The following is a 14,878-nucleotide window of genomic DNA, read 5'->3' on the forward strand; positions in this document are numbered from 1 at the left end:
GTCTCAAAAAGGGTAGAGAGAATGGGCGGACTGACACTTATTTACAAAAAAAAATCGATGCCTTTTTCGAAAAATAGAAGAACAAGTATTTCTACCCGGGTTGACAAAAATAGACTACCCCCGCGTCGCGTCTATTGTAGTTTTCTGCCTTAGGGAAAATCCCGCTCACTTGAATTGGAAAATGAGCGGGAAAATGAATGTCACTATGATCGTCCATAGTGTATAGAGGGGAAGGTAAGCGGAAATGACTTTCCCGACGGATGAAAGTTCTGTTTTGCCGGCTGCAACTCTGAAGAGCCGGATGGTTACAAGTACCAGGTTTCCGAGGATAAGGAGGTTTGCGCCGAGCACAGCCGTGCGGTTGGGGGTAAATCCCCATTCCGAGATGCGGAAGAGTATCGCGGAGAGTGCTATCCCGTTGATGAGGATGGTTATTACTGACAAGCCGAGTAATACCCCTGTTGTCAACCTGTTTTTTTGTTTCCCGGCACTCTCCGCTATTGAAAAGAAAATGATGCCGATAACCGCTAGCAGGAGCAGATTGAAGAAGATCAGGAACTCACGGTCGGTGTAGGGGTTTTTGCCGGTACCGATAATGGCGATCAGGTAGACCACCAGGATAATGAGAACCAGCGGGCTGAATATCCTGGCGATAGCAGGTGACACCTTATTAACCAGTTGCGGGTTGGAACTAACGAGGTAGGTAGCTACGATCGGCGCCGCGGCCAGTCCCAATACCGCTACATTGTCAAAGTAGAATTTTTCGATTCTGATCCCGATCAGTTCGAAAAGCCCTATGGTGAACGCACTCATAAGACCGCCGGCTATCAGGATAAGTCCGGTCATGATCACCCATTCTCCGTTGTATCTCAGGAAGTTTAACCTCCTGCCGAGGTCGAAGGCGTTGTTGCCGCTAAACGCCAAGCCTAAAAGCGACCAGAGAAAAAGTATCAAATGGATGCCGGATAGTACCAGGGTATCGCTTTTCAGGGTTTTCGGGAAAACGTTGATAAATATCAGGGATGCAGCTATTGTACCAAACAGAAATAGAATACGGGGTTGACGGAGGTTATTTTTCCAGGTGAAATATGCGGTAAGGATCGGGAAGACGATGAAACCGATGTTCCGTTGATAGAAATACTCCTCGTCGATGCCGAAAATAGAAGGGATTTTTGCCAGGAATCCGGCGAGCAATGATGCCGCCAGCAGCAGCCACAGCTCGGTACTTGTGCCCCAGTTGAGTTCCTCACCCTCGTACCTGAGCCGCTCGTTCCAACTTTCTGCAAGCAGGTTTCCTTTCCATTCAGGGTATAGTTTTAAAAAAGAGTCCCTGAAGGCGACCTTATCCCGGCGGTACATTTTTTCCAGGTATGCCGGATCGTCGAAATGTGCGCGTATATCGTCTGTCATGGGCCTCGCTTTGTCAGAGGACCGGTTCTCGTCGGAAGTATTGCGGGTATCAGTCATGGTAACCGGATTGTTTGGGTGAGATGAAAAGTACTTTTTTTTTCAAAGTGTATATTAAAAAAAATTACTCCTGGGCGGCGATCAGGTTTTCAAGGGCCTGGAGGTGTTTTTGAAAAGCAGTTTTGCCGGCGGGGGTTACCGCGTAGCTGGTATTGGGTTTCTTTCCGATGAAGGTTTTGTTGACACTGATGTATTTTTCTTTTTCCAGCGCTTTTAAATGAGTGGCAAGATTCCCGTCGGTCAGGTTCAGGAATTCTTTTAGGGAATTAAAATCCAGGCTGTCATTTACGGCAAGCGCCGACATGATGCCGAGTCGGATCCTGCTTTCAAAGGCTTTGTTTAAATCGTCGATCAGTGTTTTCACCTCTCGTATTTGTAGTGAATGTAAATGCCGTAAACAATGTGCAGGACGCCGAAACCCGTTGCCCAGAAGAACAGGCCGAGCGGAACAAAGCATGTGCTCAGCAGCCCCAGCGCAATTTGGAGAATGCCCAGGAACCTTATTTCGGGGTAAGTGAAATTCCCGGCATTATAGAGGGCAAGGCCGTAAAATACCAGGGTGAGCGGAGCGGCCAGCCCGACGTATCCCTGCGACATGAGTATAAGCACGAGCAGTCCGCCGGCGACAAGGGGCACGCTCATTTGCAGGAGCAGCCTCCTGGAGGTGGAGTTCCACAATCTTTCCCCGCGCCGGCTCGCTTTCTCCGCGGAGAAGTAAACGGCGGTTCCGACGGCCAGCGCCAGCACAACTAAGCCGGTCAGAACAAGTTGCAGCCAATTAGTTCCCGCCGGCGATACCCGGGTGGCGAGTACTTCCGGCGTCAGGCCCAGGAAATAGTAGGCGGTAAAAGCTCCGATTAATGCATAAAAGCCGGCCATAATGCCTGCCCAGCCGGCCAGAGACAGGAATTTCGAAGTCCGCTCCATCATGGAACGAATCTCGTTGATGTCCTGGATGTAGTCCTTTTTGTCTCTCATTAAAAAGTACTTTTTTTTACAAAGTTAAAACCTGGAATTTATTATGCAAATTTTCAAGCACGCTAAATCAGAATTTACCAATCGGGCCCCCGTCCATCCCTCCACACAACTTCCAATTTCAGACTTCCGACCTCCGACCTCCGACCTCCGATTTCCGATTTCCGACCTCCGATTTCCCCTTCCCCCTCATTCCACCACCAGGATCTCATACAGCGGGACCGTATCAATTTTCACAATGGCCCGTCCGTTTTCAAAACGGAATCCGCATTTTTTTCCCGAGGGCTGGAGGGTAATTCGGGCGGGTTTTTTACCTGTTCGGATGGAAAGTGTCAGCGGGCCCGCGGGCGATACTTTTTCAATATAAGTAACCTTGTCATGGGGGCCGGAGGTATTGACGAGGTGCACCGTCAGTTTGTTGCCGAGCATACTGGCCGATAAATCTATATCGGTTGCACCTTCTGAACGGACGATAGGATCCGGGAAAAGCGCTTTCACGGCGTCATTAAGAACTGCCCGTTTTTCCTTGCTGCCGTTTTTCAGGTATTCCAGGCCGAAAGCGTCTGGCATAATGCCGATTTGCCCGCTGCCCAGCCGTTTGAAAGTCGTAGGACTCCCGGCGTCTGCTGCAGCCCATTCCGAGAAAAAGCCCGCCGTTTCATTTCCGATGATCAAAAGCGATCCGCCTTCCTTTACGTAGCTGATGAGGTCTTCACAGAGCACGCGCGAAAGTTGCTGCCATTCGGGTACCACAATAAGCGGAAACTTTTTTATGTTACGGTTCAGCATGTCCTCACTGACGATATCCACGCTGTTTTGCCCTTCCAGAAGTGCCTGCAGAACACCCCGCAGGCGGTTGTTACCGGTATTGCGTGTAAAAAGCCCGCCGCTTTCCTTTTGATACGAGCCGGTCGGAAAAAGGAGGCCAATTTGCGGAATTTGGACCGAGTGGTGACAGAATGGTTGTCGCTCCCGCGCAAACTGCGCAACTTCAGCCATTACCTCCATTTCTCCCGGTTTAATGGACCCGTCCCGGTTTTGAGAAAAGTACGCTTGAAAGCCGCCGCCCAGCGCGAGTACGATGGCGGCCTCCTGCTTGAGCTGTACGGCTGTCTTTTGTTTCCAGGGAATGCTGTCGTGATTGGGGGTGCGCGAAAAGCTCCACGCCATAAGGTCCCAGGGGAGGCCCTGATGTACCAGGTACCGTCCGGCATAGCGCGCCGAATTGACACTGTTCCGATGGTCATAGTCGCCTGAAAGGAAATTGAGCGGAACAGAAACCGCCTCCGGCATATGGTCGGTAAATGCCCAGTTGCTGCAAATCTGAAAATCGGGATAAACGCTCCGGACCTCGGCTACATAGTGGCGGAGGTATTTTCGGAAGGCTTCGCGATTAAACTGCATCCACTCATACCAATGCGGATCTTTGGATGTTTTGGGCGGATCTGAAATGCCGGTTGCCTCGCGGAAAAGGCGGGTTGCCCGCTCGCCATAGTCGGGCACGGTCGCCCAGCACTCTCCATCGACCCAAACACCGTCTACGCGATAGTCGCCGGCAAGCTCTTTTAACTGTGGTATCAGCAGCTGGTCCGCATAGGGGCCAAAAACCGAGGTGATGTCCTTATTCTTTTTGCCGTCCGCGTTGGTAACGGCCCAGTCCGGGTGCAACTCGACGGCCCGTGAGTCCCATACCCCGGAATAGTGCATAAAAAGCCCCACTCCCCTCCGGGCGGTCTCCCTTCTCCAGACCCGCAAAGCATCTTTTTCGATTCCGGGCGCGGGATTACCGACTTTTGTCGGGTAGCTCGAATAGCCGGGATGTCCTTTACAGTCTATCTGTATGTAGTCGGGCCGGACTTTATCGAGAATGGAAGTTACCATTTCGGGTGTGGTCCGGCTGCCAATGTGCCGATCGGTCGGACCGGCGTGAAAATCGAAATGAATGCCAAGAAAACTTTCGTTACGCCGCAGCCGTTTCGGATCAGATCCCTCCCGGGTCGGGGGTGACGATTGCGCCGATACGGTCCGGGTTTCCGCTAAACCGTTGCATGTGATCAGGAACCCGCACAAGACAAATTTTAAAAGTGACCCTTTCATATGGAAAAAGGATAAAGGTTGGTTGCTTACAAAAGCATCCGTCGGATCCGATTTACCCGGCAATTTCTTGGCGGTGAAGCCCGTCAGCGGGATTTTACTTCAAGGGAAACTAGCACTTCAGGGATTTCGTTAAATAAGTATCTTATACTTTTTGAAAAGCTGTTATGACTGAACAACGGAAAACTTCAATTGATCCCATCACGGCGCAGGAAGGGAGCCCGCCCCAAAATGACTGGCAGGAGCTTGCGCGGCAATTACGGAGTCCGAGTGGTGACGAAGGCCGAAAGGTTGCCGTAAGCATGAACCATGCCAATATGGAGATGATCGTCAGGGCGTTCGAGCTTTCCGAACTGGCGTCGGATCAGCAGCTTTTGGAACTCGGACCCGGTAACGGGGCGCATTTGCAGGAGGTGATGCACCGTTGGCCGGGGATTTGCTATACGGGAGTGGAAATTTCAGAGACGATGATTCACGAGGCCTGCACACGCAACCAGGGACTCAGGAATATTGCGCTCCTGATGACCGACGGACAGAAGCTGCCCTTTGGTGATCAGGCCTTTGACCGCATTATCACCGTTAATACGCTCTACTTCTGGGAAGAACCGGCCGTCTATGCTGCTGAAATACGCCGTGTACTCAAAACGGAAAGCGGCCTGTTTTGTCTCGCATTTGTGGACGATGAATCTATGGAAAAACTGCCCTTTACCGCTCATGGGTTTAAATTATACAATTTGGAGACCGCCGGCCAACTCCTTGCCGACGCTGGTTTTGTGATCAGGGGTAAGTTTAGCGAAACCGGGACCATTTTGAGCAACACCGGGGATAAGATAGACCGGACGATAAATTATATCCTTGCAGGCCGGAATTGAACCGGTACCTAAATGACGAAAGGGCTCCCATCGGGAGCCCTTTCTTTTGGCTGCTGTTCAATAAACAGTCGCCCGTTAATTTTTAAGCACTTTGTGCGTAGAGACCCGTCCACCGGTTCTGGTGACATTCAGCAGATATACGCCGGTAGGAAGATGACGGACGCTGATGTCGTTCAGCGGGTTGGCCCCTGACTGGTAGAGGACTTGTCCCGTAGTAGAAATCAGTTCCACTTTTTCGACATTTCCGGCATCGCGTACCTTCAGTTTGATAATTTCTACTGCCGGGTTAGGCGTAACGAGAATCTCCGAAGCGAACTTGAAGGAAGCGCTTTTTATCGGGCTGTGATCGAAGGTGCCGTCCTTGTCGATCATTTTCAACCGGTAATAGTTAAGGCCTTCTGCAGGAGCGGCATCCGTGTATTTATAGCGGTTGCCGATGCTGGTATTTCCGGAAGCCGCTACTGTGCCGAGTTTGTGCCAGGTTTTACCTTCGAGGCTGCGCTCTACTTCAAAACGGTCGCTGTTCAGTTCTTCAGAAGTTGCCCAGGATAGGTGAGCAGTTTCTCCTTCCTTGCTGACGGCAAAGTTGACGAGCTTCACAGGCAGGGAGTTCGGGTCGAACACCGAGATGTACAGGGTAGCGCTGGCAGGCATGCCGCCTGTGTTATTAATAGTGTAAGGGAATACACCCGTACCTTCAAATCCGTTTGCAGGCGTATAGGTGTAGGAACCGTCCGGTGAGAAGATTACTGTACCTGCGTCGTTGGTTACCGTGGTAGAGGCAACGTTAAGACTTCCCGATACACGGGCATTGGTAACGTTAATACTTCCTCCTGCGGCATCCCAGTCGTTGATCAATACACCAGGGGTCAGGGCAGTAAGCGGTGTGGCCGGCGTAGTCTTGTCGTAGTCGTCGGTAGCAATTACGGAAGAAGCGCCCGGAGGAAGAATGTTTACAACGACCTGGGCTTCGCGGCATAGCGCAGACGGGGTTTCACATATTTCATAAGTAAAGACATCCGTGCCGTAAAATCCCGGATTGGGCGTATATTCTACCTTGTCGCTCGCGATCACGGCAGTTCCGTGGGCCGGGTTGGTCTTGACAGACAGATTGGCCAGCACGCCGTTTTTATTGCCGGGCTTATCGTTGGCCTTAACGTCTATGGCTTTGGCGGGAACCGGCGCAAACTGTTTTCCTGTTACAGTGACCAGGTCGGCATTGGCTACAGGCGGGTTGTTGGATTTGGCCGGGTCAAGCACAGTAATTGTAAGCGTTCCGATAGGACAGTCTGTTGTCTGACCAGCCGGGCATACCGGGACTTCAAAAACGTATACCCCTTCTTTGACTGTCATGAACGTATAGGTTCCGTCAGATACCATAGCAGGAGCTGTGGTGTTAGGGTTAGACGGATCAGCTACTGCAGTACCGTAAGCTACGACCAGGCCGGAGCCGATTACATCATTGGTACGGACATTGCCCGGAACCGATTTGTTGATATAGGCCACGTTGACGTCCGGGTTGGGAGTGAGACAAGCAAGGCTACCTCCGCTGGTTGAGGTGCGGGTATCGACAAATGCGCCATATACTTTGATTTCGTTGATTACGCTTGCAGATACCGGTCTGTTGGCAACAATCCTGATTTCGTTAAAAGGCTGACTTGCTACGAAACCCACGTTAAGGAATCCTGCGCCGGTGCCGAAAATCGGGAGGCCAAGCAGTTCCAGGTCAATCAGGTTGCCCAGGGTAGCGCTGCTTCCGGCCGGTGCACCGTTGAGATAGGTTTCAACTGTGAGCGATGACAGCAGATCGACATTCACCAGGGAAGGATCTACTTCGATGGTAAAGCCGGCCGCAGTTCCGGAAGGATAGGTGTTGAGTGCATCCACTACTGAAATAGAAGCCTGCGCGAGCACATCGGCATTTCCGTTAACAGTCAGCAGGGCGTAGTCGGTGGTGGAGGCAGAAACGACATTCCAGGTATCTTTTACTCCGCCCAGGCTGACGCTTGCGATGCCGCTTGCCCCGGTGCGTGCCGGGTTGATGTAAACCGGGAATGCAGTTTGGTTAAGATAATAGCTACTGTTGCAGGAGATAGTCGGAGAAGGACAGCTGCCGGTTACTTTTACTCCGTAAATCCTGATGGTGCCCAAATCGAGTGCAACCGGTTGTTTGAAAACAATCTGCGCTTCGTCGAAGGCTACGTCGGATACCACGCCGAGCAACTGCCGGTTTAACCCGTTGTCGAGGAGGCTGGTTGTAGCGCTCAGGAGCATACCTGCAGAGGAAATGGTTTGAACCGGCGTAGCCGAGCCGTCGTTGTACAGCTTGATTTCTATGGCAGAAAGTACGTCTGCAGAAAGCAGGGTGGCGGTACCGATTTCAAAACCTACGAAAGACTTGGCAGGGTAGGTCTCAATTGCATTGGCTACTGACAGGGTTGCGTCAACCGCTACACCGGCAGCAAGTATAACGGAGGCATAGGTAGAAGCACTGCCATCGATGACATTCTGGCTGTCATTGATACTGCAACCTGCACAAACCAACGCGTCGACACCGGTTTTAGCGGCGTTGACGTAAACCGGGTTGGCCGGAATAGAAGCCATGGTAGGATTGTTACAAGCCAGCGGGTCTGTAGATGCACAGAATTTCTGGATGGCGAGCGAATAAACGCTGGTGGTTCCCAAAGTAACCCCTGTCTGCTCCACAATAAGCTGAATTTCATCGAAGGCCTGGGTCGGTATAAACCCGATGGTTTGCCGTGCTACCCCGGAAAGAATAGAGGTATTGACGGAAATAAGCGCATTTGCACTCACTTCGTCAGTGGTGGCGACGCCGCCTTTAAAGGTTTTGATTTTGAATCCCTGGAGGAGACCGACGCCTGCCAGGACCGGACGCGACACATCGAAGCCGATGAAAGCACCTGCAGGGAAGTCTGAGAGTTGTTTTTTGATAGCAATAGTACCGGTTGAAGCAACACCGACGGGCAGAACGATTTGAGCCGGCTGGGTTGCGCCAGCGTTCAGCACGTTGTCCACATCGAGAATGTTGTTGTTAACGCCGATGGTTCCGCTTATGCCCGTGTTGGCAGTGCTCAACATAACAGGGTAGTTGGAGTCGCTTATCGTTACCGGTGTATTGCAGGCGAGTGGGTCAGCTTCACAGAATTTCCGGAAAACAGCGTTGTAAATTCGGGTCTCCGCAGCTACCGATACGCCGAGTGCGGAGGGGATTTCCACGAGCCGAACCTGATTGAAGGGTTGATTGGCTACAATGCCCAGTGTTTTGCGGCCGGTTCCGCTAAGCAACCCGCCTGAAAGCATCAGGCTTGATCCGGAAACTTGTTGCACCTTGTTGGCCCCATCCCATAATTCAACCCGGTAATTGCCCAACAGAGAAAGAGAAAGGAGGTTGTTGTTTTCAATGACAAATCCGGCAAATGTTCCGGCTGGATAGCTGGTAATTTGATCAGTGACGGCAACGTATCGTTCGCCGGAGAGAGACAATCCAAGTGCCTCAAGAGCCCCCAGGTCGATGCCTGCAAGTGAACTGAAAGAAGCGTAGTCTGTGGTAGAGGCAGTTACCAGGTTGCCCGGGTTATTAATGCCCTGAAGCCCCAGAAAGGTCAAAAGGTTAGGAAGCAAACCGCTTTGGCCGCTGCCAGCACTTACATTATAAGCCGGGAAATAAGGACTTGTTTTGGTGTTACAGGCCAGGTCGTCGCTTGCACAGTAGTTTACCTGCGCAACGCTACGGATGTCTAAGTTGGCTGAGTTTGTGGCACTTCCCAGTCCCGTAGTACAGGCCAGTCCATTCGGAGCATTCAGAGTAGCCGAAATCCTGATACCACGAAACGTACCGGCTTGAGAAGGAGTAACAACACCGACCTGGTAATTACCGCCGCCGAGATCGGTTACAATAGGGGTAAGCGCCGATCCAACCGGGTTGCCTGAAGCATCCAGCAGCGTCAGAGAAAATGAATCGAAAGTCGTCAAAGGGTTTTTTGAAGTGATGACGCCGATATAGTTTCCGCGGTTGTAGTCGTTTGCCGCATCCTTTATGTCCACCTGCACGACAGCATCTGTGGTCAGGCCGCATACGTTCAGACCGGAGCTGTATCTCCTCGATACCAACGTCAGTGTGGCTCCGGTAGACGCATCATTGTCGGTGATATTGCCGGCGTTCGTCAATCCTGTCCCGGTGTGCCCCGACGTCTGGCTAAAGGTAGCGGAAGTAGGGAAGGTCGGCGCCGTCCAATTGGTAACGGTGTTACAATTCAGAGCGCTCTGTTGCGCGAAACCGTTCAATACTGATAGCAGCAGTGTGAATAACAGTACATAATTTGCGAGCGAAGCGGATTTTATCAAATCTTTCGCCCGACGCGTTGTTCGGAAATGGTTGATCATAGCGTAATAGTTGTTTAGTCAAACAATAGAGAATTTGTGATGTTTCAAGTGGTTATGGGTAATAAAATCCCAATAACGTACGTACTGTACGTCATTAGAATGTGAAAACTTCAAAACGCGACCCGGAGGACCGGGTAACAAAAGCGAGGCTGTTAACGGAGTAATATATAGGGTTTCCCCGTTGCTACGGCGAGAATATATTGACCCGTTTCAGTGCTTTCTACGGCTACCGGTTCGATATCGATAGAGCTGGTAAAATCAATCGTTTTAAACTAATGTTGTAATTATTCAGAAATCTGATCAGGTAATCATACCTCGAACTTTACGGCAGCCTACGTGGCCCGCCGAAGATTCAAGGGGCGTAAAAGCTGTCTTTCAAGGATAGGTGCTGTGCTTTTCATGTTTGAGTGTTTTTATTATTGATAGAAATGGAATTCGGTATGAAGGTATGTCGAAGAATTCTTATGAAAATATTTTAATAACATTGAACGTTGAAAGTTGACAAATATCTACAAAAAAAATGTAGACATATGTCGAGTCAAATATAGAAAATATCTATAATAAATAGCAAATCCTTGAAAGGATTGTTTATAGGTATCTTTATTTAATGCGTATATTTCTTAGTAAGCGGTTATTCGACGCGGTAGAATGTATGTAGGCAAAGCATTCTGCCGGATCTGTTTTTCGGGCAGAATGCGTGCTAAAAAGCTTGTTCGAGTTCGCTGGTAGTGAAAGCTTTTTCCCGACCGGAGAATTTTTTTCTTAAAGCTTCTACCTCTCCGGCCGAGACAGGTTCAGCGTTGTTTTGCCAGGATTTTCTTATGTAACTCAGCATTTGGGCGATCTGTTCGTTGGAAATAGCCGGATCATAACCAATGCCGGGCATATCGCCGCTGATTTCAGGCGCCTGATACAACCGTTTGTTGACTGTCACGGGGCCCGTCAAACCAAACAGGACGATGCCCGTAAGGATGTCCTTGCGGCCGTTCACCCATTCAGACTGGTTGAGTGGCGGTGCGAGGCTCGGTATACCGTTGCCGTCCGCACCGTGACAGGTCTGACAAATCGTGTTATAAAACTCGGCGCCAAGGGGGTATTGACTGGCAAGCATGGCTTTGCTTTGACTGGCTGCCCGGCTTATCCCGTTCTGTATGGCTGCGTTGAGCTGCCTGACAATGATGCTCGCGGTATCACTTACCTGCAATGCCTGTAAAAATTTTTCTTCCTTTCCCTCGAGGTTGCTGATGACTGCGCCGGCCGTAAAAGCATCATCAGGCTGTTTCTCTGCCAGTTTTTTAAGCATATCGGCAGCAAATACCGGGTCATAGCCCGAGAGGGCGTGCATACTGAAAGCGAGGTAAGGAAATACGTCAGTCTGATTCTCCGCCAGTAATTTGCTCCAGATTTTTTCGAATGTTCTGAAATTATTTTTATCAAGGACAGAAGCTGTCAGGCCGAAAGCCATAGCCCGCATCCGGTAAGACCGGCTGTCATACAGCGGTAACACTTCTTCTGTTGAAATTTTCCCTAAACCTTCAAGGGTCCACAGGCAATGAATAATTTCGATTTCATTTTTACTGCTTGCCGCTACTTTTTTCAGTGCCGGTACGGAGCCCAATCTTTTTTGATCAACAAGCGTTTGTTGCGCATGGTCCCTGATCCAGCCGTTCGCATGGCCGAGCAGGGCTACGAGTTCCGCATCTGTGTCGGCGTTGACCGCAAGCGGGCGCGAAACGGCGCCTTTGGGCGTAATTTTGTAAATACGGCCGTTATTCAACGGATTTGTGAGTGATCGTTCCTGGATTTCTCCGCGCAGGTAGGGGGTAACATAGGTTTTGTGTTGAATAATGCCGCGTGCCATATCCAATACATACATCGCGCCATCCGGCGCGTCGCAAAGGGCTACCGGCCTGAAGCGTTCGTCGGTACTGGCCAGAAATTCGCGGCCGGTATACGCCTGCCTGCCCGGTGTCCGAAACCCCTGTTCGTCAATGATATTCCTTTTGATGAGATTCGCGGAAGGCTCCGGAACGAATACACTTGTCCGGTAGGCCGGATCAAAGAGATCACCGCGATAGACCAGCGGCCCGCAGGCGGCGGTAAAATTTACAAGACGCAGGCTGTCATCGAGAATACCGGGCATATAGCCGCGGTTTACACCGGGAGTGGGCCGTATAGGGTAAACCCGGTTGTTGGCCACGATCGGGTTGTTGTAGCCGGCCAGGCGCTTTTGGTTCGCGTTCCAGTGCCCGAATCCCGGAAGAAAATTGTCCCCGAGCACGTTAGCAGAATTGTGGTTGTAGTAAAGCCTGCCCTGGTTGTCTTGCGAAATCCCCCATTGCCCGCGGAAATGCGTGTTTTCTATCTTCCAGCCGTCACCGTATCGCCGGTATCGTTTGGCCGACTTAGCGTTGTAAATCCAGTTGTCTACAGTTCGTAGCAACCCGTTTGGCTGATGCTCAACATTTCCGCCAACGGCATACACCGAATCCACCAGTGTTCGTTTTCCCGGGCGATCGTTTTCTATCGGGTAGAACCACAGGTTGGGAGGTTCTGCAACCAGGAGACCATTGTCTACAAAACAAAGGGACCTGGGCAGGACCAGCGAATCAAGAAATATTTTCCGGCGGTCAGGACGGCCGTCGGAATCGGTGTCCTCCAGGATGACGATCCTTCCGTTGGGGCGGTCCTCCCCTGTACCGGAGACATCCGGCATATACCCGGTCATTTCCGCAATCCACATTCTGCCGCGTGCATCAAAAAGCATTGCTACCGGCGTCTGAACCATTGGCTCGGATGCCACCAGCGAGATTTCAAACCCTTCCTCCAGCGTAAATTCTTTCAGCGACTGGCCGGCCGCAACAACCGGGGATTTAAGGAAGTCTTTCATCCAAGGGATGTCGGGCCTTTTATAGCCTTCGCCATCTTTTCCCGCCGTTTGCCCGGACGGCCCTTTTTGAGCAGTTTTACAATAATATAGGGTGGTAGTAAAAAGTACCGGGATCAAAAGAAAGAGACTCCGTATCCGTCTCCGGTTAGGTCGATCATTCATTCAGCTCACTGGTTTCACAGAATATGGGAGAGCCAACTCCCGATTGGTTGTTTTCTATCAATTATTTCTCTTTCAATACTTCCTCGACCGGCTTCATTTTTGAAGTAAGTAGCTGGATGATTCCCCAGGCAACAAAATAGGCGAGCCCGCAGATGGTAAACAGGATGTTGTACCCCGCTCCGATATTGCCGATGGCCTTGTAGTGGTCCAGGAGTGAGCCGACCAGCAGCGGAAAAATAGTGGAACCGAGCGAACCCGCCATTCCGCCTATTCCTACTACGGAGCTGACGGAATTTTTGGGGATGATGTCCGAAACTACTGTCAGGATATTGGTGCTCCATGCCTGGTGGGCGGCGGCGGCGATACTAATAAGAATAACAACGGTCCAGATGTCGGTTGCGAATCGTATGAGCAGGATAGAAAGTACCACTACGGCCACGATGAACAGCACGGTTTTCCGGGCTTTGAGTGCAGGCCACCCCCGCTTGATAAGCGATGATGAAAGGTATCCGCCGGCGATGCTGCCGAATGTGGTAAGAGAATACACCACGGCAAGGTGCATGCTGGGCTTTTTAAGATCGAGATCAAAAGTGGAGGCAAAATAGGAGGGGAGCCAGAAAAGGAAGAACCACCAGATGGGGTCAGTAAGCAGCTTTCCTACGATAAAGACCCAGGTTTGGCGAAGCCCGAGCAATTGGCTCCATTTAATTTTCTTTTCAGCGGCGCCCTGGGTTTCTACCGGTGGCTGGCCGGCATGGATAAGGTCGTATTCTGCCTGGGAAAGCCTCTTTTGTTTTGCAGGAACTTCGTAGTAAATCCACCAAAGTACCAGCCAGATGAAGCCCAGCGCACCGGTAATGACGAAGGCTTCTTTCCAGCCGAACGCGCCCAGAAGCCACGGAATCAAAATAGGGGCGATAATCGGCCCGATGCTGGTGCCGGAGTTGAAGATACCCGTGGCCAATCCACGTTCTTTCTGCGGGAACCATTCGGCAATTACCTTGACGGCAGCGGGGAAGTTACCGGCCTCACTGATCCCCAGCAACCCCCGGAAAGCAGCGAACCCAAATGTGGTTTTTGCAGCAGCGTGAAGCATGGCAGCGATGCTCCAGACGACTACCGAAACCGCATAGCCGATCTTGGAGCCGAGGCGGTCGATGAAATTGCCGAAAACCAGGAACCCCAGCGCATAACAGGCGGAAAAAATCATCACAATCCGGGCGTAGTCCGATTCCGTCCAGTTAAATTCCACCTCGAGGGTAGGCTTTAAAAAACCAATAATCTGGCGGTCAATGTAATTGATTGTGGTGGCGAAGAACAGCAATCCGCAGACAAACCAGCGGTAATTTCCTGCCTTGGAAGAATTGGTCATGTTTGGTAAAATGTAAATCTGTTAGAAGACGTCCCTGTTTGGGACAGATATGGGTCTTTTTTATACAAGACGACAAACTAACTGATTTTATCCAAATTCATGCACCAATTTTTGATTAATTATAACCATCCCGTGGTCTTACCTGGCCCCCAGGTAGGGCAGCCAGTTCTCATTGGAGCTCCCGGAAAAGTCCCTGATAAACATCAGGAAGGTGGGTTTGAAAGGCGATTGTTTAAGCGACATTCCCGACTCTTCGGGAGAGAGATCGCCTTTTTGCGCATTGCATCGCTGGCATGCGGTAACCAGGTTGTCCCAGTTACTTTTACCGCCTTTTGATTTCGGGATGACGTGATCCAGGGTCAGGTGGTCTTTCGCTCCGCAGTACTGGCACGTACTCCTGTCACGTTTGAAAATGTTCTGTCGCGTCATAACCACTCCTTTATAGGGGCGGTGTACATACTTGTGCAGCCTGATGACGACAGGATAGAAATAGCATTGGGAGATTGAGCGCAGGAACTGATCTTCGGCCTGTGTTACCAGCTCGGCCTTGTTCAGGTAAACCAACAAAAAAGCCTTCGGTACGGAGCAAATATTAAAGGCACTGTAATCCTGATTTAGTACTAACACTTTCGAACTCATACA

9 protein-coding genes are annotated in these 14,878 nt (G+C 50.9%); 1 reads left to right on the forward strand and 8 read right to left on the reverse strand.

Features of this window, described 5'->3' with window-relative positions; translation table 11 throughout:
- Nucleotides 1-165: 165 nt before the first annotated feature.
- The 4 genes from ABD852_RS22780 to ABD852_RS22795 form a co-directional block, all read right to left on the reverse strand.
- On the reverse strand, nucleotides 166-1,467 hold the full coding sequence (locus ABD852_RS22780; RefSeq protein ID WP_345033087.1) for a hypothetical protein: 1,302 nt from the start codon (nucleotides 1,465-1,467) through the stop codon (nucleotides 166-168).
- Between the two features lie 64 nt (nucleotides 1,468-1,531).
- Entirely contained in the window at nucleotides 1,532-1,831 is a 300-nt protein-coding gene (locus tag ABD852_RS22785) for a winged helix-turn-helix domain-containing protein (RefSeq protein WP_345033088.1), read from the reverse strand.
- A complete protein-coding gene (locus tag ABD852_RS22790; protein WP_345033089.1) occupies nucleotides 1,828-2,445 on the reverse strand; it encodes a hypothetical protein in 618 nt (205 codons plus the stop codon). Before ABD852_RS22790 ends, ABD852_RS22785 begins: the two co-directional genes overlap by 4 nt.
- A gap of 186 nt (nucleotides 2,446-2,631) precedes the next feature.
- Nucleotides 2,632-4,539 (reverse strand): alpha-amylase family protein, encoded by a 1,908-nt coding sequence (locus ABD852_RS22795; protein ID WP_345033090.1) that lies wholly within the window; start codon nucleotides 4,537-4,539, stop codon nucleotides 2,632-2,634.
- Between the two features lie 164 nt (nucleotides 4,540-4,703).
- On the opposite strand from ABD852_RS22795, the gene ABD852_RS22800 reads away from it, so the two are divergent.
- A complete protein-coding gene (locus ABD852_RS22800; RefSeq protein WP_345033091.1) occupies nucleotides 4,704-5,408 on the forward strand; it encodes a class I SAM-dependent methyltransferase in 705 nt (234 codons plus the stop codon).
- Nucleotides 5,409-5,483: 75 nt separating this feature from the next.
- On the opposite strand, the gene ABD852_RS22805 is transcribed toward ABD852_RS22800, so the two are convergent.
- The 4 genes from ABD852_RS22805 to ABD852_RS22820 all read right to left on the reverse strand — a co-directional run bounded on the left by ABD852_RS22805 (nucleotide 5,484) and on the right by ABD852_RS22820 (nucleotide 14,875).
- Entirely contained in the window at nucleotides 5,484-9,812 is a 4,329-nt protein-coding gene (locus ABD852_RS22805; RefSeq protein WP_345033093.1) for an Ig-like domain-containing protein, read from the reverse strand.
- 700 nt (nucleotides 9,813-10,512) lie between these two features.
- Nucleotides 10,513-12,864 (reverse strand): DUF7133 domain-containing protein, encoded by a 2,352-nt coding sequence (locus tag ABD852_RS22810; protein ID WP_345033094.1) that lies wholly within the window; start codon nucleotides 12,862-12,864, stop codon nucleotides 10,513-10,515.
- A gap of 61 nt (nucleotides 12,865-12,925) precedes the next feature.
- Entirely contained in the window at nucleotides 12,926-14,236 is a 1,311-nt protein-coding gene (locus tag ABD852_RS22815) for an MFS transporter (RefSeq protein WP_345033096.1), read from the reverse strand.
- Nucleotides 14,237-14,374: 138 nt separating this feature from the next.
- Nucleotides 14,375-14,875 carry an HNH endonuclease gene (locus ABD852_RS22820; RefSeq protein ID WP_345033097.1) on the reverse strand — a complete coding sequence of 167 codons (501 nt, stop codon included), beginning with the start codon at nucleotides 14,873-14,875 and terminating at the stop codon, nucleotides 14,375-14,377.
- Nucleotides 14,876-14,878: the final 3 nt, after the last annotated feature.

This window comes from Ravibacter arvi (genome assembly GCF_039540405.1).
GTDB lineage: Bacteria > Bacteroidota > Bacteroidia > Cytophagales > Spirosomataceae > Ravibacter > Ravibacter arvi.

What these genes read in the sequence shown, in the direction of transcription:
- ABD852_RS22820 (WP_345033097.1), bottom strand. Translation starts at nt 14,875, where the DNA reads ATGAGTTCGAAAGTGTTAGTACTAAATCAGGATTACAGTGCCTTTAAT.
- ABD852_RS22815 (WP_345033096.1), bottom strand. Translation starts at nt 14,236, where the DNA reads ATGACCAATTCTTCCAAGGCAGGAAATTACCGCTGGTTTGTCTGCGGA.
- ABD852_RS22795 (WP_345033090.1), bottom strand. Translation starts at nt 4,539, where the DNA reads ATGAAAGGGTCACTTTTAAAATTTGTCTTGTGCGGGTTCCTGATCACA.
- ABD852_RS22790 (WP_345033089.1), bottom strand. Translation starts at nt 2,445, where the DNA reads ATGAGAGACAAAAAGGACTACATCCAGGACATCAACGAGATTCGTTCC.
- ABD852_RS22805 (WP_345033093.1), bottom strand. Translation starts at nt 9,812, where the DNA reads ATGATCAACCATTTCCGAACAACGCGTCGGGCGAAAGATTTGATAAAA.
- ABD852_RS22810 (WP_345033094.1), bottom strand. Translation starts at nt 12,864, where the DNA reads ATGAATGATCGACCTAACCGGAGACGGATACGGAGTCTCTTTCTTTTG.
- ABD852_RS22800 (WP_345033091.1), top strand. Translation starts at nt 4,704, where the DNA reads ATGACTGAACAACGGAAAACTTCAATTGATCCCATCACGGCGCAGGAA.
- ABD852_RS22780 (WP_345033087.1), bottom strand. Translation starts at nt 1,467, where the DNA reads ATGACTGATACCCGCAATACTTCCGACGAGAACCGGTCCTCTGACAAA.